Consider the following 24,918-nt stretch of genomic DNA (forward strand, 5'->3'; position numbering starts at 1 on the left):
CAGGCTGGCGCGGAGGATGGTGCAGCCGCAGGAGATTTCGCAAAGCGCCCCCGAAGCGGAGATCGGCACCGACTGCACCCTAGACAGGGGGCCGTTCCTCACGTCTCCTAGTGCCGCGCGGCAGATACATCAAGTCCGTTGCATGAAACGCGATCGCAGTATTGACCTGCGAGACCGATGTCCTAGGATCACAACGAGATCTTTTTGAGGTGTTGTCTTGCAAAAGCTCGAACTCGTTTTTTTTGTTTGCGGTCTGTTGGCTTTGGGAACATGGCTTTATTCGAACGAGTATTGGGCGTATGGCGCACTTGCGACGATTTTCCTTCTGATGATCGCTTCGATCCATCTCCTCTTAACATCAAAAGAGCAGGTTTACCGGTTTTTTGCCTGTATATCACTGGCGGTGATTGCAGCCGCAACCGGAGTTGCGTTGTTGCGGATGTCGGGACTGACCGGCTGATTCCGCGACTGGGGATTAAATTAATAAGCAATCGCGTTGTGCGGCCGGCTTCTGTTCAGAGGGCGTATCGGTTTATGACGCAATCACGATTCCGCTGCTATTCGAGCCGACCATTCGTTCAGTTCTGATATTCGCACGAACGACATAGGCGAGAGTCTTTGCTGAAATCGGCTTTTCCAAAAAACGGGCAGATCCCTCGCGATCCGCAGAAAGGGGAACATTTTTCTGGTTTTCGCCAATAATGATGATGGGCGCTTTTGCCAGCTTTGAGATTAAGGACCCTGCACCGTCTCCATCCAGCAAAGACGGTTGATCAATTAGAACAAGATCAGGTTCTTTTCCTTCCAACACCCAGTCGATTAAACCATCCAACGTGTTAAAGCCGACTGGCTCATAGCCCAGCGCCGCGATCTTTTCCTCGTACATTTCCAGCGTGGCTAAGTCGGGTTCGACCACCGCGACAATCTCGCCGTTCCCAAGCGGGATTCTTCCAGGGTCAAAAAAACTCTCTGAATTTACCGGCTGCTTCGACGAAGGTGGCAAGTAGACGTCGAAGCGCGTACCTCTGCCGACAGTTGATACCACGTCGATGTAACCAGCCATCGCGCTAACGTGACCGTGAACCGTGGATAATCCCAGGCCCGTGCCACCGCTGCGGGCGCGGGTAGTAAAAAAAGGCTCGAAAATGTGCGATAATACCGCCTCTGTTATGCCTGCGCCGTTATCCTCAACTGAAAGAAGGATATACTCGCCGGTGGGAATAGTACCGTTTGTAAGAACCTTGTGTTTCCGTACGACAGACCTCCTAACGCTGACCTCCACACGCCCTAACTCTCGGCATGCTTCAGCAGAGTTTTTGCACAAATTCATCAGTATTTGCTCGACCTCAAGTGAGTTTCCTTCGATAACCATTGGAGCGCTCTGATATTTGAAATCGAGCTCGACGCCCGGAGGCAACGCAACACGTAACGACGGCGCGATCACGGTCACTAACTCCGAAAGATCGAATGGTTTTGTTGTTCGATCCCGCTTTCGACTAAGGGCAAGGATCTGGTTGACAATCAACCGCGCTCGATTGCCTTCAGAAATGATGTGATCGATGTAGTCTCGAGCATGAGTACGACGGCGCAGAACGTTGTGTGCCATTTCCGCGTAACCCAGAACTGCACCCAAAATGTTGTTAAATTCATGCGCAATGCCGCCGGCAAGCGTACCAACTGCTTCAAGCCGTTCCGCATGTTTCAAACGACGTTCCAGAATATCTCGCTGGGACTGCTTGCGCCGAATGACCGCATAGTGGCTAACACATGCAGCCGCTAGTTCCATCAGCTGCATTTCACGTGCGGTCGGCGTCTGTAGATGCTCTCGATCAAATCCCAGGCCAAAGACAGCGACTATTCGATCGGATACCTTGAACGCAAGCAGCACCCACAGAAATGGAGAGTCCTCACCGAAGCAGCTCGCTTTTCGTTGAGGATAGGCTCGGAAAATCCGCCCGCCGTCCTCGGCCCCTACCGTGGAAACAATTTCGCGCACCCGTTGTTCGTTCCACTCTGGCGCAGGAGTGCTTCCAAAAAAGGTGACGCCAACGTCATTCTCATTGATGTTGACCAGTCCCAGCGCGCATTGATGAGCTTCAAAGAATAATTGGATAATTCCCAACGCGGCATTCGTTGAGGATTCCAACGACGGTTTTGCTTCTGAAGCATCTTCGAAGCAAAGCCCAATCTTTTTGATCACTTCTTCGAAGTCCAGTCGTCTCGTCAACACCTTGGTTCGCAGATGTAACCTATGGACTAGGGAAATTATGCAAAAGCAAAAGAAAACCGAAACTGCGCCGAGGAAGACCCGTACCCGCTGTTCACCCGCGCTGGCCAAGCTATAAGCTTCAAGGTATGCTCGCTGCAACTTCTTCGTGTTGTCGATGGTTTCAGAAGTTTGGATCACTCCAACGGTGTCTTTCAATCGCGGCAGTAGAGTCAGGATAATCCTCCCACTGCGAACGATCTCCTTGACGCCTGCCTTATCCCCGTTCGCCGAAACCTGAAGCCGGTCGAGACGTTGGTTGATTTCCCGTGCAAACTCGAAATTTGGCTGAGACGAAAACTGGAGCATCAGATAGCCCAACTCAGCGACTTCTAGCGAGTTCAAATCCCTCGTATCCAAAGACCTCGGAAGCGAAGCTATCGACTGGTTAAAGGTCGCCAACGAATCCTGGAACATTACATTTTGCGTACCGAACGCTGCAACGGCTGCGTCGGTCGCATCTACTGAGCTCTTCACCCGCGCCAGCAATTCAGAAAATTCACCGGCCCCGTCGAGGCCCGCCCGCCTAAAAAGCTGCTGTAAATCTGCGACGCTCGTGCGCAGTCGCCCCAGAGGGACGATAAGAGGATGGTAATTCCGAAGAAGGCCGGCGTGAGCACGCAACACATTCCGCTGCAGCATCGCGCAATCCACGTCGATCGATTGCAGCTCTGTCAGGATCGCTTCGTTGCTTTCGTTGTCTTGCCAAGATCCTATGGCCAGAACCGCAAAAGATATCGAGGCAATTACCAGTACCAATACAGACCACGATTTGATATCAAGCAGAACCCTTCGGGAAGGTGATAAATGATCCCAAATCATGCGGTCACCTCTCCTTCTGACAGCCAATCCAACTAAGCAGATTTCGCGGAATCAACGGAGCCCAGTGGTCTGACCCAGTTTCTCATTACTCCGCATCCACGGTGAAAAACACCGACCGAACAAACCAAGCTGGTCCGACAAGAATTTGGCGGCGACTCCTATGCGCTTTCTTCCCATCAGCCAACGAGAGAAAGCAACTCGCTTCAATTTTCTCGATTGAAGCCAACTCTCATCTCCGCAATTCGGCGCACACCTCCATGACCCTGTACCGCCTGCCATTCACCTTCAATCGAGAGATTGGGAGCATGTCTAAGCACCGTAGCAAGTCCTTCTTGCAATTCCAAACGAGCCAACGCTTCCCCAAGGCATCGATGTTCACCGGTGCCAAATACCATATGCCAGCGCATCTGCTTGCGATGAATATCGAAAAGTTGAGGGTGGACATAGTGTTTCTCGTCTCTTAGCGCGGACATGGTGCAAAGTGCGAGAAGACTATTTTTGGGTAGTATGAACCCGTCAAGATCAATATCTGCCAGTGTTGAACGGGGATAGGATCCGACTGGAGGCTCAAAGCGCAGTCCCTCCTCGACGGCGGCGGCCACGAGAGTACCATCGTTCAACAGTGCGTCCCATGCCTGTCGATGTTGCAAAAGCTGTCCGGTCAGTGCAGTGAGGCCGGTTTTGGTCGTGTCAGTTCCAGCCAAGATGATAAGCATCAGCTGGGTTAGGCCTTCGACGGGCGAGAGATCCTCCGCTTCTCGCGTTGCGTTTATGTAGGATGAGAGGAAGTCATCACGCGGATCCGTTCGGCGATCGTCAATTACCGCTTGCACGTAGTTCTTAAACTCGACCGCTGATTTTTCGATGTCCGGAAAGTCGGCATCCCGCCATGAAGGGCTCAGGCAGCGAGCAACGCGATAGACGAGTTGAGTAAAATAGGGAATGTCGCTTGGCGGGAGGCCTAACAGGCTGGCTATCGTAACGGCTGGGAGCTTTGAAGCATATTCCCCCACGAAATTGAAGGAACCAAGCTCCTTCAAATCTCGAAAAAGGATCTCCGTCAATTGCCTTATTTGCGGACGTAGATTTTCAATCATCCGGAATGCGAAAGTCCGAGTAAAAGGAGAGCGACGCCTGCTGTGGGTTTCCTTGTTTGAAAAAAGCATGCTGTAGCGAACGAAGTCGAAGACCGCTCCTTCGTTGACCCCCCGATTGAGCATCAGTTCCGTCTCTATCTGACGGGTCCGAGGGTCACTACTTAAGCCCAATACATCGTCCGCCCTAAGTACGAGGTATACGCCGTCCTGCCTGCGGAGGAAGGGCCGCTTCGGCCGCCATTCTTTAAAAATAGCGTGGCCGAACCGATCTAAGTCCGCGATACTAACGTTGTCTGGGTCGATCGACGCCGATATCATTGGCCCGGACTCTTCCGACACTTTTTGAGAAACTCTACCATTCATAAAATAACCTCTGGAGGATACGCTCTTACGAGCAATTCGAGCAAAACTGCTGAATGCGGCGGCAGGCTTCCTCGATAAGCGCTTCCGACGTCGCATAGGAGATGCGGAAGTTCGCGCCGAGGCCGAAGGCCGAGCCGTGAACGACGTCAACGCCTTCCGATTCCAGAAGCTCGGAAACGAAATCCTCGTCCGTCTCGATGACCTTGCCCGACGGCGCCGTCTTGCCGATCAGGCCGGCGCAGGACGGATAGACGTAGAAGGCGCCTTCCGGCACCGGGCAGACGATGCCCTTGGCCTGGTTCAGCATGGAGACGACGAGGTCGCGGCGGCCTTCGAAGATCTTCTTGTTCGCCGGGATGAAGTCCTGGGTGCCGTTCAGCGCTTCGACAGCCGCCCACTGGGCGATCGACGTCGCACCCGAGGTCTGCTGCCCCTGGATCATGTCCATGGCCTTGATGAGCTGGAGCGGGCCGGCGGCATAGCCGACGCCAGCCGGTCATTGCATAGGCCTTGGAGACGCCGTTCATCGTCAGCGTCCGGTCGTAGAGGCTGGGCTCGACTTCAACGGGCGTGACGAACTTGAAGTCGCTATAGGTCAGGTGCTCGTACATGTCGTCGGTCAGCACCCAGACATGGGGATGCTGCATCAGCACGTTGGTCAGCGCCTTCAGCTCCGCATGCGTATAGGCCGCACCCGTCGGGTTGGACGGCGAGTTGAAGATGAACCACTTGGTCTTCGGCGTGATCGCCTTTTCGAGATCCGCCGGCTGAAGCTTGAAGTCATGCTCCTGGGTGGCCGAAACGAAAACCGGCGTGCCGCCGCAAAGCGCCACCATCTCGGGATAAGACACCCAGTAAGGCGCCGGGATGACGACTTCATCGCCCGGGTTCAGCGTCGCCATGAAGGCGTTGAACAGGATCTGCTTGCCGCCGGTGCCAACGATCGTCTGCTCCCAGGAATATTCCAGACCGTTTTCGCGCTTGAACTTGGAGGCGATCGCCTTGCGCAGCTCGGGGATACCGGACACCGGCGTGTACTTCGTTTCGCCGCGGTTGATCGCGTCGATGGCGGCCGTCTTGATATTGTCGGGCGTATCGAAATCCGGCTCTCCTATATTGAGGCGGACCACGTCCCTGCCCTCAGCTTTAAGCTCGCGAAACTTCTGCGAGACAACGATAGTGGCAGAAGGCTTTATACGGGAGAGAGCATCGGAACGCACGAACATGACAGGCTGACCCAAACGTTTCAAAAGGAAGTCTTCCCGATGTTTTTATGTTGAACGCGCTTCGGATTTCAATCGACGCGTGGTCCCCTGTTACAAATGAAATCAAATTTGACGTCCTCAGCGAAGCGCGCGATTTGAAGTCGTTCAAAGCGGCTTGGTATGCCGCCGCGTCTGCGATCGGCAATTCTGAAAGCCGCCCCTGCGAAACTCGTCGCTTTAAGAGCCCGAGTGGTCCTCGATCAGCGCATCAGTTTGCCGAACGGATTTGCAACTTTGTGAGCGTTACAGATGAAGCTCGATCCGACGTTTCAGCTCTGTTGAGATCATGAGATAAGGCCTCAAAGAAACGCCTGCATCATCAAAGAATTCTTCGACCGGTCAATTTTCCAACGCCGTTGCGAAAGCCTTTGTTGCGTTTTAAACGATGCGGGAAAAGGAGGCTGGGGCTCCGAAGAGCCTGTTGAAATCATGTCCGCAGAAAGCCATCCGACCGAATCCCAGATGACGCCGAAAAAGCTGTTCTATCTGACGCTGGGTTCCATCGGCGTCGTTTACGGCGATATCGGGACCAGCCCGCTCTACGCCTTTCGCGAGGCGTTGAAGCCGGTGGCCCATGACGGGCTCACCCGTTTCGAGGTCATCAGCCTGATCTCGCTGATGATCTGGGCGCTGACGATCATCGTCACCATCAAATATGTGCTCTTCCTGCTGCGCGCCGACAACGAAGGCGAGGGCGGCACGCTGTCGCTGCTTGCTCTTTTGATGAAGACCGCCAACGGCCATACCGCCATCCTGATGCTGCTCGGCCTCTTGGGGGCTGCGCTTTTCCTCGGCGACGCGATGATCACGCCGGCGCTGTCGGTGCTGTCGGCGGTCGAAGGCCTGAAGCTCGTCACGCCCAGGCTCTCGGAATATATCGTGCCGATCTCGGTGGTGATCCTGGCGCTGCTCTTCGTCGTGCAATCGCGCGGCACCGGCGCCGTCGCCAAATTCTTCGGCCCGATCACCGCCGTCTGGTTCCTCGTCATGGCCGCCGCCGGCATTTCGCATATCTCGGACGATTTCGGCATTCTTGCCGCCTTCAATCCTTACTATGCCGTCAGCTTCCTGCTGCATGAGGGCTTCTACGGCGTCGTCGTGCTCGGCGCCGTCTTCCTGACGGTGACGGGTGCGGAGGCGCTTTATGCCGATCTCGGCCATTTCGGCCGTCGCCCGATCCAGTGGGCCTGGTTCCTGCTGGTCTTCCCGTCGCTGACGCTGAACTATCTCGGGCAGGGCGCACTCGTGCTCGGCAAGCCGGAGACGATGTCGGATCCCTTCTACCTGATGTATCCGCAATGGGCGCTGCTGCCGGTTGTCATCCTGGCGACCGCGGCGACGATCATCGCCAGCCAGGCTGTTATAACAGGCGCTTTCTCGATGGTGCGCCAGGGCATCAACCTTGGCTTCCTGCCGCGCAGGGAAATCCTCTTCACCTCGGAAACCAATACCGGGCAGATTTTCGTGCCCTCGGTCAATGCCGTGCTGTTCATCGGCGTCATCTTCCTGGTCCTGAGTTTCAAAACCTCGGACGCGCTGGCGACCGCCTATGGCATCTCCGTCACCGGCGCCATGGTCGTCACCTCGATCATGGCCTTCGAATTCGTTCGCGCCCGTTGGAACTGGTCGCTGCCGGTTGCGGTGATCGCGCTGGCGCCGCTGGTCATACTCGAATTGATCTTCCTCGGCGCCAATCTTTTGAAGATCCACGACGGCGGCTATATCCCGATCCTGATCGCCACGGCCTTTACCGTCATCATGTGGACCTGGCGCCGCGGCACTGCGATCCTGATGGAAAAGACCCGCCACACCGATATTCCGCTCGCCTCCTTCGTCAGCTCGATCGAGCGCAAGAGCGAACATTCGCCGGCCCAGGTTCCCGGCACGGCGATCTTCCTGACCAGCGATCCGGAATCCGCACCCGCCGCCCTGCTGCACAATCTCAAGCACAATCACGTGCTGCACGACCGCAACGTCATCCTGACGATCCGCACGGTCAACAAGCCGCGTGTGCCGAGTCAGGACCGTTACAAGGTCGAGCAGATTTCCGAGCGTTTCTCGCGCGTCGAACTGCTGTTCGGCTTCATGGAATCGCAGAACGTCTCACAGGCGCTCGCGACGCTGCGCAAGGCCGGACTGAAGTTCGACATCATGTCGACCTCATTCTATCTCGGCCGGCGCAAGCTGGTGCCGGACGCCAATTCAGGCATGCCCTACTGGCAGGACCGGTTCTACATCCTCCTTGCGAATGCGGCCTCACTCCCATCAGACTATTTTCACCTTCCTGCCAACCGGGTTGTTGAACTGGGATCGCAGATTATCGTTTAGACGCGGCCCCTGACGGCGACCGGCGAGGACCACTCTCGACAGTGTTTGGCAAACAAGGGATTGTCCCGACTTTGCGAGCAGGTTCGGACCAATATCTGCCTCTAATGCAGAGCGAGCCGCATTCATCCAGCCCCGTTGGATTACAGCTGAAACTGACCTTCTCCCACGGCAAATCATTTTAGCACATTCAGATTGCATAGGGGGTGAAAGCTGTACAAGGAGACTGAACCATGAGCCTGAACGAAAAACCAGGTACTGCAAACAGCCGCTCGGATCTGGAGCCGGCTGGTGTCGACGGCACGCAATCGACAAGATTGCCAACCGCTTCAGAGATCGAGGGACCAACCGTTGCGCTACAAAGATCATTTTTTCAACAGTTGCTCTTGGACTTTGCCTACGGATGTGAATTTTTTTATCCACTACAGCAATATGAAGCTTTCACTTCGAAAGCAAAAGACGATGATGAGAACTGATGGCGGCCACTCGCCGAAGGAGTTCAAGGCGGCGACGCTTGAATCGGTTCTCGTTTACGAATGCGCCGCGCCTGACGCGGATTCAGATCAAATGTTCCAAAGCTACCCGCACCCCATTGCCAATGTCGAGAGATGACGACTTCCAACGACGCCTTGGCGCCTCAAAGCGGTATGGCTTGTCGTGATACAATAACCGACTGCAGAAATTGCCATGTCAATGCGGTGGGAGTGGGCGACTGACCGGGGGAAAGCCGTTTGGTACATACATCTACGTCTTAATCCGAAACAAAGTGCACTCGAATTTCCTGAAGTAATGAGAAGCCAACGTAGTTTTTTCGGTATGACATCCAACGGCAACGCGTCCGAAGGCAATGCTTTACATTTGTAACACGATTGACATTTAACCAACCTCGAAGGAACGCTAGAAGTTCCAGTACACCAAACGAGCTGAACTCAACGGTGGACAATCAGAACGATTGGGCGGCCGGCGGAAGATGCATGAGCAGACACGAAAGCCGGAACAAACTGCCCCGCTGGCCACTCCGCGAACAGCGATGCTTCCAGTCCTCCCCAAGATCAACATTCAACTCGCCCACGCACATCCAGGGAGTAATTCAGTATGTCGAATTTTTGCTTAAAGTCTGTGCAGGTAACAGCAATCGCATCGACTATAGCGCTCGTGCTGGCCGCGAATACCTTGGCACAAGAATCTTCCACCGCCTCTCCATGGCCGGACACACCAACCGCTCGGATCGAGGCGCTCGCAGTTCTCCAGACCTTGAATGCAAATCTCCTGGGAAATCCTAGCGCCACCTTGACGCTCGATCGCTGGTGTGCCGCGCACAAACTCGCCCCGGAAGACTCCAAGATCGTTGCCCAGCGCGTGCGCGTACAAGACACGCCCGCCGATAGCAGTATCCGAGAACTTCTTGCCGTGGGATCAGAGGAGCCTATCGCTTATCGCCGCGTTCGCCTGGTTTGCGGAAATCGCGTACTATCAGAAGCCGACAACTGGTATGTTCCGGCGAGACTGACAATGGAAATGAATAACGCGTTGAGCACCAGTGATATAGCGTTCGGCAGGGCCGTTCAGTCTCTTAACTTCACCCGCACCAACCTATCTTCCAATCTGCTTTGGTCTCCTCTACCAGAAGGCTGGGACATGGGAAATGAATTAACTGCGAACCGGAGAGGACCACTGGTCCTGCCACCGTTTCTTCTCGAACATCGTGCCGTGTTGAAGCTGCAGGACGGCACACCATTCAGTGCTGTGGTAGAAAAGTACACAAACAAAGTGTTGGATTTTCCGGCTCCGATAGCAATCCAAGGCTGGCTATTGGGACGCACGACCCGAGCGTCGGGCAGCACGCCCACGCGCTCCTGTTCTACATCTCCGGTCGAGCCTTGTCCTATGTCAATCTCACGATGAAAGCCCCTACTGCGGATTGCGGCTGGCGTTTTCCCCTTGGAAAAGCCGTTCCGGGTGCCAATCAATCCTCATTCCTCGGACCAGCACAGCTTGCAACGAGGCCGATGCCGATTGACTGCACCAAACACGAATGAAACCTGGAGCACAGCGGGGACAAGTCACCTTGTAATCCCTCCACTCACGCCAACACGGAACGGCTGCCGAGAGTTACCGTGACAATGCCGATCTGTCCCGATCGCGGGAGGATGAATCGAATTCGGCGCGCGTACGGGTGTAGGCATCACCGACGTTCTTGACGAAACTCTCGTGTGCCGTCAGAAGGCCGATAGCATTTGGCCCTCTCGTCACGACCGATCGACTATATCTTTCGATTATGTCAATCACCTCGTCGATAGGTTTCACCTCCGGTTCTTTCGCGTCTTGATACCTGCGGGGATGCGCCGCCATGTTTTTTTCAATCTCAAAGTCTGCGACAGCCCGGCGGAACAGGCGCAGCAGCTCCGGGCGATTGTTCCTCTCGTGTTGTACCCGAGTTTTTTGGTCGTCGTTTAAGTGCTTCTCGCCCTGGACCAATACGTCTGCGGCGGGGCATTTCTGACCCTGGTTCCAAGTAAGAGGGGGATCAAGCTGCAAGATTTCGATCGAACGTTCGATTAAGCGCGTCTTATTGACTTCCCCAAGATCGTCCAGATGCTTTATCACGCTCAGAATTGCGTCGCACTGATCAGGCTGAGGGAGGTTCAGGATGTTGGTTGTGAATCGTGCTTTTCCAGCCTCAGATTGAAACTTCAGAAGTGGTCCTACCGCCCGCGTTCTTGCCGTTTCAGATGGCCGGTTCACCTGCCAATCAGGCAATTGCTCCCCAGGGATGATTGTATCGAAGACTGCTTTTGCCGATGTACCAATCCTTTTCACGCGAGCGTGATAAATTCCGATAGGGCCTCGACGTAAAGCTTCGCGACCTGCGGAGCCAGTTCGCTCTAGATTTCCGAGATCTCGTGCGGTTTCGACCACATCCTGGGTTGGAACGTAGGTAGCAACTTTTGCAAGTACATCGGAAGGTAGGTTTCGGTTTGGTGACGCAGGATCACTCTTCACCCGAGCAGACTCAGATTCTCGGGGAGGTGTTCGTTGGCTGCTGGACGGCATGAGAAGCTCCATTTTTCTTCAATCACGCTAACCTTACTCAGATGAAAAGGGCGTCTCCACTGCTAATCTATTACTTTTGCAACACTTGAAATGCAGGTTGGCTGCATGAACGAGCGCCAACGCTAGCGCCCCTGCCAGCCCAGCGGATCAAATACAGCCACCCTCTTTTTCTCCAACTTTGCGAGGTGACGCTACTTGTCGCGATCTAAATGTCGCTGATGGTCGAGGGAATAGGCCCCTCCCGCCGGCGCAGAGATTGGCAATCTTACTGGACACGGCGCCATATCACGGCAATCGGCTTCTTCAAGTGCATTGCAGAAAAACGAATGCGCTGTTGACGGATCTGCTCATGAACACGGCAGGCGGGATTAAGGATCACAAACGCGCCACCTTCTCAACGATGCTAGTTAAAAGGCTCCGCATGTACGGCCACGATCGCGCGAGCTAGCCTTCATCAACACAGCCGGCGAGTCGGCGCATATATCCCGCTATTTTTCTTCGGCTATAGCCGGTCGATAGGTCTTAGGCTAACGTCGAATCAGCGGCAAGGTCCGCAAAACGTGACATCGCGCCCTCGATATCATCCCACGCAAGGGCATCTTTCCGATGTTTCACCTGCACATAGATACGGATGCCATCGAGTTGGATTTCTACATCTTCGTCGCTTTCGACAGCGATCTCCCGCGCAGCGATGGTTGCGGCTGACAACAAACATTGAACTGCATAGAGGTGCTGGAATAAGTAGCCGCGATGCACGGCTTCGATCCGACGCAGTTGCGCTGGGTCCAGAACACTGTTTCCTGAACGGCCTAACTCACCCAAAGCAGCGCATCCTCTTTTATCACAGCCTTCGTTTGCGGTCCCATTCTCTTTCCAAGTCAATGCAGGAACGGCATCAGGATGTTGCCCATACCGCGCCGTATCTCGATGCAGTCGCTGCACAGGCGCAGGGAGGGTACGCCCGGCATCGTCTGAGCGCCATTCGCAAGACGGTAGGACATGGCTGGCCGGTCGCCGCATGACGAGCAGACTTCCGAACTTCCTTCCGCCGTGACGACCATGCGCGACAACGCGGCCAGCTTCGGTTCGACGCGATCAACGACCGAATACCAATAGGCGCTGTGCGGCTCGATCTGCTCCAACTGTTTCTTCAGGTCGTCAGGATAGTGCTTCAACAGCCACGCACACGCGACCTCCCTGCGGATCTGATCGTTAAGCACAAGAGTTTCGTACAGGTCCACCAACAGCCGGAGGGATTGACCGCCGTGCTGGGTCTCTAGCATCTGCAACTGTATGAGGTTAATGGAAAACCGCACGCCTCCGCTGTAAGCCTCGCTCACTGTACCTATGCAGTATTCACGTATGTCGGCCATCTGCTCGGGCGCGGACATCGTTGCGATTAGGCTCTGGTCGTAGCGCCAAGGGTGAGCCGCTATTTCACCGCGCCACAGATCAAGGTAGCCGCTCTCGCGCAGAACCTCTGCAATCTCCGGATCAGCCTCAGGGCGAACCACGAGTAAAGCATGGAGTTCGTTTAGGCTCTCCAAGTCCGGAACGAACGTACGAGCGACGTCAAGAATGGCTTTGTGGGCCTGATGTGTATCTCGGATCGGGTTACGATTGGTTTCGAGCCAACGCCATTCTTCCTCGGACACGGCTTCGGTCTCTATCGGGATTTCCACCAGCAAGCGACTACGTCGTAAATCCTCCGGCGAGCAATAGTCTGCGTCCGGCACAAGATTGATGCCCGCGTTTCTGTAGACGCGGGCCACTAAACGAGAGCAATATTGCCGCTTCGATCTCGGCTTTCGGACAGCAGCGACCGACCGCATGGCCTCCGGCACAGAATAACGCGCACCGATCTCGGCCCGCGCGAAATCGATTACATTTGAAAGTACCTCGCGGGGGAGAGCTTCCTTCAGGCGGAAATGGAAAACCTGCTCGTCATCCTCGAACAACTCCCGCTGCAGGTTGCGCGCCTGTACCCCGTCCGCGGTGGAATCGATAAACGAACCATGCTGCACGCAGATCATCGCGTGTGAAACGATGCCCCCCGTGCTGAAGCGGATCGATTTGCTTATCTTTCCCGGTCGAGCTGTGAGGAGAATATCTCCAGGCTGAACACTTTTGATACTAATGCGCTTCATTCCCCTCCCCCGAAGCCGGCCGGCATCTATTGCTGCTAGTGCGGCCAGGACAATTGATCGCGCGGCAAACGATTGTCTGGATCGTGAACATGCACGTCATCATCTGGGATGAGATTGGCAGAAAAAATTACAAGATTAGTTCCGCCAGCGTGCCTTAGTGACGGAAAGAGCAGCCCCCGAAGGCCGGATGAAATGACTTTGTCTGCCAACTTCCAGGAGGGAGGGACCTTTTTGTCGATGCGAGCGATTTTTCGCCATGCACAATCCCATTGAGACCAAGCTGCATCCCAAAGAAGCGGATCGAAACCTTGCGACAGATCGGCTACTTCGCTGAGCGTGATCTTGTACGCTGCAAGCGTCGCCGGCGGTGTGATGCTCGCGCCCTGTCGATATTCTTCGAGCGCGGTTTGGGGGGCCTCGGAAAGATAGAGAGCCTCGACGCCGGGTCGATTGAAGCGACCGCCGTCAATAGCGGCCCCGGCGCCGCTGGTTGGAAGAAACGCCCATTTAGGTGTTAGATACCGATGAAAGACTGCGTTCGGGCCGATGCGGGTAATCTTCACCCGCGCGCTCCATTCTCCAGGTCCCGAATATAGGCAAGAACAGCCTCTATCTCACCATCGGCAACAAGCTCCGCGGCCGTGCGATGGCCATAATCGGCAATCGGTTCATTTCGATACCAGTAGATTGCCTTCGCAAGATCACCAGTCAGCTCGGCGGCCGCAGAGATCGCCTTGATCATTTCCCGCATCCTGCCCTGCAAGCGTTCGGAGGAGGGATTGCGCAGGGTATTGCGATGGACACCGGTCAATTCTGCAAGGTTTGCGACTTTGACGCCGAGCGCCTTTGACAAGCGAGACGGCGAAATATAGGGCGTCCGCGGTTCCTGAAGGCTATCAACAAAGCCGGAAACAACTGTGTATGAATGTACTGTCTGAGCCTGCGCCATGCCTAATCTCCGCTCAATCTTATGCACAATATATGCACATTTTGATGCACATCAAGGTTGGCTAGTAAAAAATCACGCCTGCTGCGTTCTTGAACGACATTCCACGTTCACGCCTCTGCCTATCAAGCGCCTGCGTCTACTCTTCATCGATGAGCGTTTTAGTAGTAGCCGGTATAGTCAGCACCAAGATCGAAAGCGCTGGCCAGTTCCTCGAGCACGACGAGAACGATGGAAAGCAGCATTTCGTACGCTCCGGGCTATCGAAGCCGTCGGTACTGCTCTTCCCACCATGAAAGAGGTTGTTACGGACGGTCTGGCAATAGCCGATAACCTGCCCAAGCTCACAAGTACTGGCGGGAAAACCCACAGCTCTAAACGCCAGCATTCCATCGTCGCCAATGATCTGCTTTTTCGGGTTAGCCGCGATCAACGCCACAGCGGCTTCGCTGCTTTTATAATCTCCTTCCCAGCGCTCTCGAAATTGTCTCCACCCAGCCTCCGCGGGCTGACCTGGCTCTGTTTTCTTTAGGTAACCGTTGGCCTTGAGCGCATATTCGAAACGCGCAAAAAAATAGAGAAAGTCAAAGGCGAGAGACACTAGGTCCTCCCCAACCTCGTCTCTTCGCATAATGCCCACCGTTCCTAGGAGATCCGTAATGCATGAAAGCCTGATACATTCAATGCGTCAGCATCGGGAGTAGCGACCTCCAAAACTATCAGGACAACGGCGGTCGCGCACCTGTCACCGAAGGAAAATTCCATCGATATAGATGTTGCGAGAAATCTTCTTCCGACCTGGATACATTCGCACGCCGCCGCGAGGATGAGCTCGAAGGAAGTCCGCAACATCGTCCAAGGTATTAAGGGGTAAGGGATCCACGTTTGATCCGAAATGATGACAGGCGTAGTAGCCGTCGGAGCCGCGTTCGACACGTCCGATGACCAGGCCGCCGACAATTCGCTCAACTCTCGTGACTGGCATCGTTACAGCTCCCCAAGGGCCGATCAACATAATCGCGAAATCGGTCTCCAGTTCCGAAGCAAGATGATAATCGAGATATTCTGTTACATCCGCGTTCGTAGAACATTTTACACCCCAGGCTGCGACTGAAATCAATATCTCACATTATCGCCGTGAAGGCGGCCGTCATTGATACATTTAGGCCATAATGAAACGCCGCAGCTTTCGGCGAAGAAGCGGTAGTGTCATTTGCTCATCAAATCGAATCTCGACAAGTTGGACGGCATTTTGTTCACAGAGACTTCTCTTTAAGGCGTCGCGTTCCATGTTACGTTTTAGCGCCACTTCTCCTCCAAATGCAGTAATGGCTCTGTAGTGCTGCTCACCATGGTGTTCCAGAGCAAGGCCGATGGCGGGCAGATACACGTCAAATCGTTGGCGCCCCAGCCATGGGGGCGACGCCTCCCTCAGGATAACTTGGTCGGGAAATAGCTTTTTCACCAGACTGTACATTTCTGCCTCCCTCATCCATCGGCGAACACCAAGAGTGTACTGGACTTCGGAACGCGCAGTGGACTTGTCCATTCCAGACATCAACATCAGCTGATCGATATACGGCGTGATAAATTCCCCAATATCATCACCGTAGAAGCTGGCAGCAGCCTCCGGTCCCGAGCGACGGGCGATACACAGGTGGCATATTTCGTCGATGTAGGTCGCATCCGACAACAATCGAACAACCTGATGGGTCCATGCGCCTGAATGAGATGCAATCCTTATAGCCTCTGACATCATCTTTTCATGAGCTAGGCGAGCGCATGAACAGAAACAACGCTTCCCGGTAACTAAATGATCGAATGCAACAAACTCAAAGCCCTCGATCCCAAACTCATAGCCTTGCGTACGCGGACCAGGTCGAGGGTTCGCGACCAGCGGCTGCTCAAGGCAAATCGCCTCCATCATTTTCTTGGTTTCAAGAAACGTGCTGGGCGGAATCGTCACGTGGTTCAAACGCAGGATGTGATTGGTTTGCGTTTTTAGCTGCTTCGACCAAAGTCGGTGTGTGATCAGCCCTGCAGGGCCACAATTTATGGGACTTAGGTGCAAACCCTGTGTGTCAATCTCAACGCCGTCAACCATGTTCTCTCTGGTTGTGGAAAAGGCCAGTTCGGCATACCAGGTGTCGTACCCGATGTCCGCAAGCCGCGCTAAGGATGCACAGCGCTCCTTGAAATACATCGAGTGAAGCTTCACCGAGGGGATCTTCCGGAGCGCCAAAGCTGTTTGCTGCCGAAGATTTTCGACGAGAATTTGTGTGAGCAGTTGTTCAACGGCATCCACCGGCCTCGTGCCCACGGTAGCGACCCTGGGTGCCAACGCTTCGGCAAATTCCTTCTCGGAAAAACCGATGGAAATGCGGCTACGCCTCACGCATCTGCCTCGCTTGCAAGGGCCCAATCGCAAATCCGGAGGACACCGACCAGCTAGATCTCATTCGAGACCTCGATGTCTTGGTTCAAGACGGCGCTTTCAACGAAGTTTCCGAGCGCACGAGCTGTTGAATCATAAATCGACTTCTCTCCGTCCGCGCTTGAAAGGGTGAGCACGAACGCAACTTCTTGCGCGCCCGCTTGGCTGTGATGCGTCCACCCAAATTGGTAGAGGTCACGCATGAACACGCGGGCGTAAAGCCGCAGGTATGGTCCGGAAAAGCCAAGTCCGCTCCCTTTTGAAAAGTCTCTGCAGTGCCGTCTGATAGGCTGCCATTTGCGAAGTTCATCGCGAGCGTCGTTTTCCGGAAGCGTCGACTCTTTCATTGAGCCAAGTAGCGACGGCCACCTATCCGCTCCCGACTGATACGCCAGAGATGTCTCCAAGCGGGAAGCGAAGTAGTTAGCGCCGCCAAACGGCGACACGAGAGGCCGCAAAACAGCGGTCAAGCTGGCGCGTCCGAACAATTTTCCGTCACGCACCAGCTCGGGAGGGATGGGAATATCGTTCCAGTAGTATGCGGTTCCTGGCTCGAGTTGTGCCCGCCACGCAAGCGTGACACTGCCGGGCGCGCAGGTCCAAGGGAGGTGCCCTTGATACGGGGTTCCCCAACCGAGGTTGGGATCGTGCTCACTTCGCTCGGCTGAATTGATGAGGAGAGCCTTAACCAGATCCGGCGTTGGTTCCCGTAAGCTATCGAAGGTGTGGGCTGCCAAAGACGATACCAACGGCGTTGCGTAACTGCTTCCCGTATCCACGACCCCACCCAGCATCCTGAGATTCGAAAACCACGACAGGTCCGGTTTCATCATCCCGTCAGGACCGGGACCTGGCAGGCATGCGGGGCAACTGTCACCCGGCGTACCGTCAGCAAGCGCCTGACGGCCCCCCACGACAATCGCCGCCTCGCAATCTGCTGGGGGATTAGGTCTTGAATTGTTATCTGGGGTGACATTTCCGACAGAGATGACGGGGAGGAAGCCCGCCGATCTCGCGAGAAGGCTGATTTCATGGCCGAGAACGCTGACCTCGGTGGGATCCAAACCGGCGCCGTCCTGATTGGCAGAGATGTTCCAGACGCGCGCTTCTGGATAAAGACGCGCAACCTCCGCCAGATAGTCGACCAACTCCCGCTCATCAAAGCGCCGATTGGCGTTCCGATGGGGGACGGCCTGAACAGTTCCGATACGGCAGTTTAGTTGAGGCAGCGAGCGATTTTTGTTCCAGGCGTGCCCATGGATAACGAGGGAGCTAACGCTATTTCCGTGAGGCTTGTCGGCTTGGGCGTTCGTGACGAAAGGTGTCGCCCTGAAAGCTTCAGCTGCGGTGTAGCTTCGCGCATGCAGACCGCCATCGACGACGGCAACGATTGGAGCATTCTCATCGATTACTGGTGCAGGAGGCTCCGCTCCTTCGCCAGGTGCTGCCACTCTGATCGGCCGCACAGGATCAATGCGATAAGAAGCGCCTGACGCAATGAGCTGTCTCAACCCTTCTTTATTCGGAATTCGAACTGCAGCGCGTCCGACGCCGGTGTTTCGATAATCTCGCATTGCCCTTGCAATGCTGGATTGTCGTGGTGTCGTGAGAGAACGCGGTTCTTCCGATTCCTCAGATGTTCCGAGCGTGAGCCGCACGCTGGTAAATGTCGGCATGACCAGCCTCTCATTGGCAAAGCGCTGGATACGCTCGAGGACTTCGGCCTTGGCATCTCGATCGCGGAACGGCGCAAGCCAAACAACGAACAAGCGTCCGTCATCATCTTCCGGTGCGGAATTCCAGAGCTCATTGAACGATCGACCGCGCAGACGACTTTTCGCATCAAATTGTCCGAGAGACGAAACACGGGATATGTCGGCTTGCACCGCATAGCCGATTGGATGTTCGATTGCGCGAAGGAGGCGAGGCAATTCTTTGACTTCAGCCTCGATCAAATAGCCGCCAGGAAGAGGAGCAACTAGCCTGCATCCATGACGCTGCGAGAACAAGTCATCGGGGGTGTGCGTTGGAGCAAGGGAATCCTCACTGAACATCCGAACGACTAGGTGCGTCAAACCCGAGTATGTGGGCAACTCTGTACGGTGTTCATAAATGTCGCGTGTTTCGCTCGCGAGCACGTCCTGCTGCCGGCCGAGCCGCTCCTTGACGATGCTGTCGATGCCTTTGCCACGCCCCGTCGGACTCCGCAGCGCCGGATCCATCTGAAGGCTCAGAACGGGATAGAGAAGAGGTTGGTCTCTAGGCTCCACCATACTACACCTCCCCTTCCTGTTGCTTCAGGTAAGCGTAAATGGCTTGCCGCGACACTCCGAGAATGCGGGCGGTATCCGCGCCCCCAATGGCGTACTTCTCCTTGAGGGCTATTGCAACCTGGCGTTTCTGCTCCGCATCCAATGGCTGCCGCTGTACAGGGACAGTACGGCCTGACCGCGGCTCCAGCAGAGCCACAACGACGGCTCCAAAATCAATATCACGCGACTCATGAACGGCATGACGCCGCGCCGACAGACTCATCGTTTCGATATCGGCCCCCGACAACCCTTCGGACACGACGGCGAATAGCTCGGCGCGCCTCTCCTCATCTTTGTCCTCGAAGAGAAAATGGCGCCAAAGGTCAGCGCGAACGCTTTCATCCGGAAGACCGAGTTCAATTTTATAAGGAAACCGCCTCCATATTGCAGGATCAAGAAGATGCGCATGATTGGTTGCAGCAACCACGATCGAGCTCGGGTCTAGCCCGTCCAACGCTTGAATGACGGTATTGACAACGCGTTTGAGCTCGCCCAACTCGTGACGATCGTCACGCAGCTTTGCGACTGCATCCATCTCATCGAGAAAAAGAACGGCGTTTCGCGCCGGCACGAAATCAAACACCGAGCGGATATTTTTGGCGGTGTCCCCGAGCAAAGAGGAGATGACCGAGTCGAGCCGGACGACATATAGCGGACGAGACAGTTGCGCAGCGATATGGCCGGCAAGGAGAGACTTGCCTGTTCCTGGCGGGCCAGAGAGCAGAAGCCCAAGACGTGAGGCCAATCCTTTGGCGCTCAAGTCATCAATGCGCCGAGCATCCGCGATGAAATCGCTGAACACATGCCACCCGCCTTCGTTGAGAAAAATAGGCGTATCGGGCCAGGTCTGCTCCTCGACAAGCGGCAAGCGGGATTTCGAGTCCACGGGCAGCGATTCCACGTAGCCAGACGCCTTCAAAGGCACCCCCCTCTTGCGCACCAGGGCCTTCAGCTCCTTGGCAATGGAAGTCTCACCATTCTTGTCGAGATCTCGCGCAAGCGCATTCGCAGCTCTGCGTACGCGCGTGTAGTCAGCGGAAAGTGCCGCGTCGGCCAACTCCAGCACATTTTTCATCTCAATGGTCATGATCACTCCATGCGTAAAAATTCGTCATCCATTCGTAAACCACAATAGCCATATTGACAATTAAATTTTCCTTAATGTAAACTCTTACGGCACTCAAGAAAAAAGATTCTGATGCAATGACAAGGAAGAATCAGCATGTGGTTCCCCATAACGGCGAATGGGCCGTGCGGGGCGCTGGAAATCAGCGAGTGACCTCCACCCATGGAACGCAGGCCGACGCGGCTGCCGCTGCTCGCAAAATTGCGATCAACCAGCAGAGCGAAGTCGTCATCCACCGTCCCAACGGACAAATCCGGGACAAGGATTCCTACGGTCGCGACCCGTTCCCGCCGCGTGGCTAAAACCTGAGGCCGCCTGGAGTGAGGCGGCCTCTTCATCAAAGGAGAGAAGAAATGCAGTTTGAAGGCGCATTAGTTCGCGAGCAGGGCGTCACCTTCGCCATAGTCATCGTCAAGCCGCACGTTTTGAACAGCGGCCATCAGGCCGACGACGTTGCATATAGCTTCCAGCCAGCATTCCCGGGCGTGCCGATTGTTCTCATGGCACAAAACAGCAGGGGCGTACCGACATATCGTGGCCGACGTGATCTTGTTAATTTTCTGTCGCGGGTGCCAATGCAGGCGATACCCTGGAAGCGCTACACCCTGAACTGATCGGGAAGACTAGATAGATGCTAAAGACAGATACCCGCCAAGCGAATTGGCGGCGTGCTAATCCTGCAAAATATGAGGCTCACCTCTTGGTGCAGCGTGCCGTGAAGGCGGGCGAGCTGAGAAAGAACACGTGTGAGGTCTGTGGTGATGAAGACGTCGATGCTCATCACGATCAATACGACGAGCCATTGAACGTCCGATGGCTATGCCGTCGCCATCACACCAGGCTTCACCACTACGGCGGGGACCTGTTTCCCATTCGGACTTCGCCTTAGAAGGTCTCTCGGACGGACCATTGGAAGACAGCACGGTTGTCCAAGACGAAATTCTGCAGTTTGCTCCCGTCACAGCGCCTTCGTCCGGGTCGCAAATGCAGAAGTACGCTGCCCTCATTCATTCAATGAACATTGCCTCCCCTTCAGTTGGATCGAAGGCGACATCATCTTGAACGGCACGTCTGCTCAGCAAGCCGGCGTCCTCGAGCGCTTCGATATTGGGAAGGTCACGCAACGTCTCCATACCAAAGACCGAAAGAAAGTGTGAGGTCGTTATGTAAGTATAGGGCGCGCCTGGCGTCGGACTGCGTGGCCCGGAGCCGATAAAACCCGCCCCGCGCAGATTACCAACGACGTCACGGCTGACCTCCTTCCCAAAGATCTTTGACAGCTCGCCGCGGGTAATCGGCTGTAAATATCCCACCGCCATCAGCACCATCGCCTCGAACTCGGAGAGTGCCGCCGCCCCTCCCCTTGTCGGGGCCGAAGACGCGCGAATCGTCTCGGCAAACCGCGGCCGGGTGCGATGCTGCCAGCCGCCGGCGACCGACACCAGCTCGTAAGGCCGATCCCGCAACTCCTCGACGAGATCGTCGATCAACAGATCAATGCTACAATCCTTTCCCACCACACGCGCCAGCGTCTCGCGGCTGACCGGCTCAGCCGAGGCAAAGATCACCGCCTCAATCCGCAGCATCCATTCCCGCCAACGAAGTTCTTGCGGTAAGTCCTCGAGCTCGCGATCATACAGGACATCTTGCTGTCGGTCTTTTGCCCGACGCAGTGTGGTTTTTGTCGCGCTCGCTCCCCTCATCATCATAATCCAAAGATGCGGAAGGAGGAGCGGCCGGACAGCTCGCGCACCGCTTCAAAACTCTCGAGCCGATCGAACAGCCGGTTCGCTGCCCAGCGCGACAGCTCGCTTCCTGGGACCGACGCCAGAATAGCGTCGTCGGACAGCAAACGCCGGATCACCGGCTCGGCGCCCCTGGTACGGAGCTTTGGTGCCACAGCCAGCAACCGCGCTGCCCTTCGATCGATCTCCACGGCAGATCGCAGCGCCGCCGCCACACCATCCATCAAAGCCAGGCAGATCGCCCTCGGATAAGCCGCTTCGCCAGACCGGACGCGACCACGGCCGCCGATGGTGCGGAACGCCTCGCCAAACCGCTCGGGGATTAGCAGCGGTACGGGTTTCGGCCAGTTCAGCATTAGCGCCAGAACGATCTCGGCGAGCCCAAGCGACAGCACCTCGGTGTCCGGGCGAATGGTCGTAATCGCCGATACAAGCTCGGCAACTGCGAGGGGTGCCGCGCGCCCGGACTGGATCGCCGTATCGACAAAATCCGGGACGGAGACAAGAGCATCCTCCCAGCCAATCCCCAGCAGCGCGCAGAGCTCCTTAACGAATGGCGTGGCAATCGTCCCGGATTGGCGCGTCAGCATTCGTATGGCAAGAAACAGCTTTCCGGCCGGCCCGGGATCGTTGCCGGGCGCGGTGAGCAAAATCGCGTCGCGAATGGCGGTTTCCTCTTCATTGCGGCCAAGCATTCTGGCGGCGACGGCAGCTGATTTGAGAGCAAGGCGATCGCGCCAGCAGCCGAGCCACGGCGGATCGGCGCGGATCAGATCATCGAGCGATTTCAGGGCGATACCGGCGGCGAAGGCGGCGTCGGATTCAGTGATGTCGCGACCACGCGGCAGTGCCCATCCCGGCATGCGGGGCGACCAGGCGGGGGCGGTTGGAGCGGAGGGGTCGAACGAATCCATGCGACGGAGTGTAGATTAGGTGAGCGGTTTAGTCCAGCATTATCCGCCTAAACCGCACCGCTTGTCGCGGATATATAACGTCCGATAATCTTGCATTATCGGACGTTTTGCTCTTTATATAAAGAATGGCCCATATCATCGAGCAAAACGACGAAAATCACGCCACAGAGACCTCCTCTCCGTCTGAGAGCACGACCGCTCGCGACGCTATTGCCGCGCCGCAGATGGCGGTCGGCATCTCGACGGCCAGCGCTGGCCTCCCCTCCCCTCTTCCGGAGGCGCGGACCTTGCCGGCGCACCTCGAGCAGCTCGCCGAACGCGCCCGTACCTATGTCGAGGCGGCGAGCGCCGCCAACACCCGCAAGGCCTACGCCTCCGACTGGAAGCACTTTTCCGCTTGGTGCCGCCGCCAGGGTCTCGCGCCCCTACCGCCCGATCCGCACACCGTCGGCCTGTACATTACGGCGCTCGCGTCCGGCACTGCTGCGGCCGATCGCAAGCCCAGCTCCGTCACGACGATCGAGCGCCGCCTTTCGGCGCTGACCTGGAGCTACGCCCAGCGCGGCACGCCGCTCGACCGCAAGGACCGTCATATCGCCACCGTAATGGCTGGCATTTGCAACACGCACGCCGCCCCGCCGCGGCAGAAGGAAGCCCTCCTGCCCGAAGACCTGATCGGCATGCTGGAAACGCTCGACAGGGGAACCCTGCGCGGCCTGCGCGATCGCGCCATGCTGCTGATCGGCTTTGCCGGCGGTCTGCGCCGTTCCGAGATCGTTGGGCTCGATATCGGCCGCGACCAGAGCGAGGACGCGCGCGGCTGGATCGAGATCCTCGAGAAGGGCCTGCTCGTCACCCTGCGCGGCAAGACCGGATGGCGGGAGGTGGAAGTCGGCCGCGGCTCGTCCGATGCGACCTGTCCGGTTCTCGCTATCGAAACCTGGATCAAGTTCGCCCGGATTGCCAAGGGTCCGCTGTTCCGCCGCGTCCGCGGCCAGGGCAAGGATGTCGGACCGGACCGGCTGAACGATCGCGAGGTCGCCCGTCTCGTCAAAAAGGCGGCACTGGCCGCCGGCGTCAGGGGCGACCTCAACGAGGCCGAACGCGCGGCAAAATTCTCCGGTCACTCGCTGCGCGCCGGTCTGGCCTCCTCCGCGGAGGTCGACGAGCGCTATGTCCAGAAGCAGCTCGGCCATGCCAGTGCGGAAATGACGCGGAAATACCAGCGCCGGCGTGACCGCTTTCGCGTCAATCTCACCAAAGCCACAGGGCTTTGAGGCCCCTCCCCTGCTCACTATGAACTCGTTGGGGCAAATTGCGTGTCGGATTTTTAGCTTTCCGCTTCAATTGAAATTGTTAGCTAAAAGCCACACAGCGCATGGGCGACAATACGCTCCGGGCGCTGACCTCCGATCTCGCCTATTTCGAAGCCTGGGGTCTGGCGGCCTCCGGAAAATCTCTACCCTGGCCGGCGCCCGAAGCGCTGCTCCTGAAATTCGTCACCCATCACCTGTGGGATCCGGAGAAACGTACTGCCGATTCAGATCACGGCATCCCGGCAGACGTGGCCGAAAACCTCCGGCACCAGGGATTCCTCAAGTCCGCCGGCCCACATGCGCCGGCGACCGTGCTCCGTCGGCTGGCGAACTGGTCGACACTGACCAGATGGCGCGGGCTTACCGACGCCTTCGGCTCCCCTGCCCTCGAATCCGCCGTTCGTCTGGATGTGCGCGCCGTCCTGCGGCAACGCCGCCGCAAAAGCGCAAAGGCGGTCACCGGCGACGTGCTGGCCAAGCTGTTGGTGACGTGCGCGACCGAAAGCCCGCGTGATCTCCGCGACCGGGCGATCCTGATGGTCGCCTTTGCCTCCGGCGGCCGCCGGCGCAGCGAGATCGCAGGCCTTCGCCTGGAACAACTGACCGTGGAAGCTCCGATCGAGACCGAAGGCGGCACTCCCCTCCCCTCTCTCGCCATTCATCTTGGCCGTACCAAAACGACGTCAGGCGAGGAGGACGAGTCGTCTATCTCACCGGCCGGCCTGTCGAGGCGTTGAATGCCTGGCTGGCGGCGGGGGAAGATCGACAAGGGCAGCGTGTTTCGGG

23 protein-coding genes and 2 pseudogenes are annotated in these 24,918 nt (G+C 56.4%); 10 read left to right on the forward strand and 15 right to left on the reverse strand.

Annotated features, from left to right (window positions below; translation table 11 throughout):
* The first annotated feature begins 217 nt into the window (after positions 1 to 217).
* A complete protein-coding gene (locus PL640_RS23750) occupies positions 218 to 460 on the forward strand; it encodes a hypothetical protein (protein WP_077768110.1) in 243 nt (80 codons plus the stop codon).
* A gap of 72 nt (positions 461 to 532) precedes the next feature.
* Here the strand turns inward: PL640_RS23750 and PL640_RS23755 are convergent, their stop codons facing one another.
* The 3 genes and pseudogenes from PL640_RS23755 to PL640_RS23765 all read right to left on the reverse strand — a co-directional run bounded on the left by PL640_RS23755 (position 533) and on the right by PL640_RS23765 (position 5,774).
* Positions 533 to 3,088, reverse strand: a complete 2,556-nt coding sequence (locus tag PL640_RS23755) for a two-component system VirA-like sensor kinase (protein WP_010900341.1) — start codon at positions 3,086 to 3,088, stop codon at positions 533 to 535.
* A 203-nt stretch (positions 3,089 to 3,291) separates the two neighbouring features.
* Complete coding sequence (locus PL640_RS23760; RefSeq protein WP_234886495.1) at positions 3,292 to 4,548, reverse strand: cytochrome P450; 1,257 nt, start codon at positions 4,546 to 4,548, stop codon at positions 3,292 to 3,294.
* A gap of 25 nt (positions 4,549 to 4,573) precedes the next feature.
* A pseudogene (locus tag PL640_RS23765) lies at positions 4,574 to 5,774 on the reverse strand (pyridoxal phosphate-dependent aminotransferase).
* A 468-nt stretch (positions 5,775 to 6,242) separates the two neighbouring features.
* On the opposite strand from PL640_RS23765, the gene PL640_RS23770 reads away from it, so the two are divergent.
* From PL640_RS23770 to PL640_RS23785, 4 genes are all read left to right on the forward strand, one after another.
* Entirely contained in the window at positions 6,243 to 8,141 is a 1,899-nt protein-coding gene (locus PL640_RS23770) for a potassium transporter Kup (RefSeq protein WP_012476026.1), read from the forward strand.
* A 230-nt stretch (positions 8,142 to 8,371) separates the two neighbouring features.
* The gene (locus PL640_RS23775) at positions 8,372 to 8,614 is read left to right on the forward strand and encodes a hypothetical protein (RefSeq protein WP_142843418.1); all 243 of its coding nucleotides are present in this window, start codon (positions 8,372 to 8,374) and stop codon (positions 8,612 to 8,614) included.
* Positions 8,601 to 8,750: a hypothetical protein gene (locus tag PL640_RS23780; protein WP_161991479.1), complete on the forward strand. Its 150-nt coding sequence runs from the start codon at positions 8,601 to 8,603 to the stop codon at positions 8,748 to 8,750. The genes PL640_RS23775 and PL640_RS23780 overlap by 14 nt, the downstream gene beginning before the upstream one ends.
* Before the next feature lie 483 nt (positions 8,751 to 9,233).
* A complete protein-coding gene (locus PL640_RS23785) occupies positions 9,234 to 10,043 on the forward strand; it encodes a hypothetical protein (RefSeq protein WP_010900336.1) in 810 nt (269 codons plus the stop codon).
* A gap of 207 nt (positions 10,044 to 10,250) precedes the next feature.
* Here the strand turns inward: PL640_RS23785 and PL640_RS23790 are convergent, their stop codons facing one another.
* The 10 genes from PL640_RS23790 to PL640_RS23835 form a co-directional block, all read right to left on the reverse strand.
* Positions 10,251 to 11,192, reverse strand: a complete 942-nt coding sequence (locus PL640_RS23790; protein ID WP_077768177.1) for a hypothetical protein — start codon at positions 11,190 to 11,192, stop codon at positions 10,251 to 10,253.
* Between the two features lie 522 nt (positions 11,193 to 11,714).
* A complete protein-coding gene (locus tag PL640_RS23795; protein WP_077768112.1) occupies positions 11,715 to 12,014 on the reverse strand; it encodes a hypothetical protein in 300 nt (99 codons plus the stop codon).
* Between the two features lie 56 nt (positions 12,015 to 12,070).
* Positions 12,071 to 13,339: a YiiX/YebB-like N1pC/P60 family cysteine hydrolase gene (locus PL640_RS23800; protein WP_012476023.1), complete on the reverse strand. Its 1,269-nt coding sequence runs from the start codon at positions 13,337 to 13,339 to the stop codon at positions 12,071 to 12,073.
* A gap of 35 nt (positions 13,340 to 13,374) precedes the next feature.
* Positions 13,375 to 13,902, reverse strand: coding sequence for an RES family NAD+ phosphorylase (locus tag PL640_RS23805; RefSeq protein ID WP_077768113.1), 528 nt, complete (start codon positions 13,900 to 13,902; stop codon positions 13,375 to 13,377).
* The gene (locus PL640_RS23810) at positions 13,899 to 14,288 is read right to left on the reverse strand and encodes a hypothetical protein (RefSeq protein WP_010900332.1); all 390 of its coding nucleotides are present in this window, start codon (positions 14,286 to 14,288) and stop codon (positions 13,899 to 13,901) included. The genes PL640_RS23805 and PL640_RS23810 overlap by 4 nt, the downstream gene beginning before the upstream one ends.
* A gap of 136 nt (positions 14,289 to 14,424) precedes the next feature.
* Entirely contained in the window at positions 14,425 to 14,886 is a 462-nt protein-coding gene (locus PL640_RS23815; protein ID WP_142843417.1) for a hypothetical protein, read from the reverse strand.
* A gap of 144 nt (positions 14,887 to 15,030) precedes the next feature.
* Positions 15,031 to 15,405, reverse strand: coding sequence for a hypothetical protein (locus tag PL640_RS23820; protein ID WP_142843416.1), 375 nt, complete (start codon positions 15,403 to 15,405; stop codon positions 15,031 to 15,033).
* A 42-nt stretch (positions 15,406 to 15,447) separates the two neighbouring features.
* Positions 15,448 to 16,680, reverse strand: a complete 1,233-nt coding sequence (locus PL640_RS23825) for a hypothetical protein (RefSeq protein WP_077768115.1) — start codon at positions 16,678 to 16,680, stop codon at positions 15,448 to 15,450.
* Positions 16,681 to 16,733: 53 nt separating this feature from the next.
* Entirely contained in the window at positions 16,734 to 18,941 is a 2,208-nt protein-coding gene (locus tag PL640_RS23830) for a S8 family peptidase (RefSeq protein ID WP_271363758.1), read from the reverse strand.
* Between the two features lie 52 nt (positions 18,942 to 18,993).
* Positions 18,994 to 20,118 (reverse strand): AAA family ATPase, encoded by a 1,125-nt coding sequence (locus tag PL640_RS23835; protein WP_010900329.1) that lies wholly within the window; start codon positions 20,116 to 20,118, stop codon positions 18,994 to 18,996.
* Positions 20,119 to 20,234: 116 nt separating this feature from the next.
* Here PL640_RS23835 and PL640_RS23840 point away from each other — a divergent pair, with 116 nt between their 5' ends.
* From PL640_RS23840 to PL640_RS23850, 3 genes are read left to right on the forward strand one after another with little or no spacing between them, the layout of a single operon-like run.
* Positions 20,235 to 20,459, forward strand: coding sequence for a DUF2188 domain-containing protein (locus tag PL640_RS23840; protein WP_077768116.1), 225 nt, complete (start codon positions 20,235 to 20,237; stop codon positions 20,457 to 20,459).
* 51 nt (positions 20,460 to 20,510) lie between these two features.
* Positions 20,511 to 20,771, forward strand: coding sequence for a hypothetical protein (locus PL640_RS23845; RefSeq protein ID WP_162854303.1), 261 nt, complete (start codon positions 20,511 to 20,513; stop codon positions 20,769 to 20,771).
* A gap of 17 nt (positions 20,772 to 20,788) precedes the next feature.
* Positions 20,789 to 21,046 (forward strand): hypothetical protein, encoded by a 258-nt coding sequence (locus PL640_RS23850; RefSeq protein WP_077768118.1) that lies wholly within the window; start codon positions 20,789 to 20,791, stop codon positions 21,044 to 21,046.
* 118 nt (positions 21,047 to 21,164) lie between these two features.
* Here PL640_RS23850 and scpB read toward each other — a convergent pair whose 3' ends face one another.
* The gene (gene scpB, locus PL640_RS23855; protein WP_077768119.1) at positions 21,165 to 21,860 is read right to left on the reverse strand and encodes an SMC-Scp complex subunit ScpB; all 696 of its coding nucleotides are present in this window, start codon (positions 21,858 to 21,860) and stop codon (positions 21,165 to 21,167) included.
* Between the two features lie 2 nt (positions 21,861 to 21,862).
* Complete coding sequence (locus tag PL640_RS23860) at positions 21,863 to 22,816, reverse strand: DUF1403 family protein (RefSeq protein ID WP_012476016.1); 954 nt, start codon at positions 22,814 to 22,816, stop codon at positions 21,863 to 21,865.
* 125 nt (positions 22,817 to 22,941) lie between these two features.
* Between PL640_RS23860 and PL640_RS23865 the strand changes: the two genes are divergently transcribed.
* Positions 22,942 to 24,093, forward strand: coding sequence for a site-specific integrase (locus PL640_RS23865; protein WP_012476015.1), 1,152 nt, complete (start codon positions 22,942 to 22,944; stop codon positions 24,091 to 24,093).
* Positions 24,094 to 24,194: 101 nt separating this feature from the next.
* A pseudogene (locus PL640_RS23870) lies at positions 24,195 to 24,918 on the forward strand (integrase); the annotation flags it as partial.

This window comes from Agrobacterium sp. ST15.16.024, assembly GCF_027956545.1.
GTDB classification, from domain to species: domain Bacteria; phylum Pseudomonadota; class Alphaproteobacteria; order Rhizobiales; family Rhizobiaceae; genus Agrobacterium; species Agrobacterium cucumeris.

What these genes read in the sequence shown, in the direction of transcription:
- PL640_RS23755 (WP_010900341.1), bottom strand. Translation starts at nt 3,088, where the DNA reads ATGATTTGGGATCATTTATCACCTTCCCGAAGGGTTCTGCTTGATATC.
- PL640_RS23760 (WP_234886495.1), bottom strand. Translation starts at nt 4,548, where the DNA reads ATGAATGGTAGAGTTTCTCAAAAAGTGTCGGAAGAGTCCGGGCCAATG.
- PL640_RS23770 (WP_012476026.1), top strand. Translation starts at nt 6,243, where the DNA reads ATGTCCGCAGAAAGCCATCCGACCGAATCCCAGATGACGCCGAAAAAG.
- PL640_RS23775 (WP_142843418.1), top strand. Translation starts at nt 8,372, where the DNA reads ATGAGCCTGAACGAAAAACCAGGTACTGCAAACAGCCGCTCGGATCTG.
- PL640_RS23780 (WP_161991479.1), top strand. Translation starts at nt 8,601, where the DNA reads ATGATGAGAACTGATGGCGGCCACTCGCCGAAGGAGTTCAAGGCGGCG.
- PL640_RS23785 (WP_010900336.1), top strand. Translation starts at nt 9,234, where the DNA reads ATGTCGAATTTTTGCTTAAAGTCTGTGCAGGTAACAGCAATCGCATCG.
- PL640_RS23790 (WP_077768177.1), bottom strand. Translation starts at nt 11,192, where the DNA reads ATGCCGTCCAGCAGCCAACGAACACCTCCCCGAGAATCTGAGTCTGCT.
- PL640_RS23800 (WP_012476023.1), bottom strand. Translation starts at nt 13,339, where the DNA reads ATGAAGCGCATTAGTATCAAAAGTGTTCAGCCTGGAGATATTCTCCTC.
- PL640_RS23810 (WP_010900332.1), bottom strand. Translation starts at nt 14,288, where the DNA reads ATGGCGCAGGCTCAGACAGTACATTCATACACAGTTGTTTCCGGCTTT.
- PL640_RS23830 (WP_271363758.1), bottom strand. Translation starts at nt 18,941, where the DNA reads ATGGATCCGGCGCTGCGGAGTCCGACGGGGCGTGGCAAAGGCATCGAC.
- PL640_RS23835 (WP_010900329.1), bottom strand. Translation starts at nt 20,118, where the DNA reads ATGACCATTGAGATGAAAAATGTGCTGGAGTTGGCCGACGCGGCACTT.
- PL640_RS23840 (WP_077768116.1), top strand. Translation starts at nt 20,235, where the DNA reads ATGACAAGGAAGAATCAGCATGTGGTTCCCCATAACGGCGAATGGGCC.
- PL640_RS23845 (WP_162854303.1), top strand. Translation starts at nt 20,511, where the DNA reads ATGCAGTTTGAAGGCGCATTAGTTCGCGAGCAGGGCGTCACCTTCGCC.
- PL640_RS23850 (WP_077768118.1), top strand. Translation starts at nt 20,789, where the DNA reads ATGCTAAAGACAGATACCCGCCAAGCGAATTGGCGGCGTGCTAATCCT.
- scpB (WP_077768119.1), bottom strand. Translation starts at nt 21,860, where the DNA reads ATGAGGGGAGCGAGCGCGACAAAAACCACACTGCGTCGGGCAAAAGAC.
- PL640_RS23860 (WP_012476016.1), bottom strand. Translation starts at nt 22,816, where the DNA reads ATGGATTCGTTCGACCCCTCCGCTCCAACCGCCCCCGCCTGGTCGCCC.
- PL640_RS23865 (WP_012476015.1), top strand. Translation starts at nt 22,942, where the DNA reads ATGGCCCATATCATCGAGCAAAACGACGAAAATCACGCCACAGAGACC.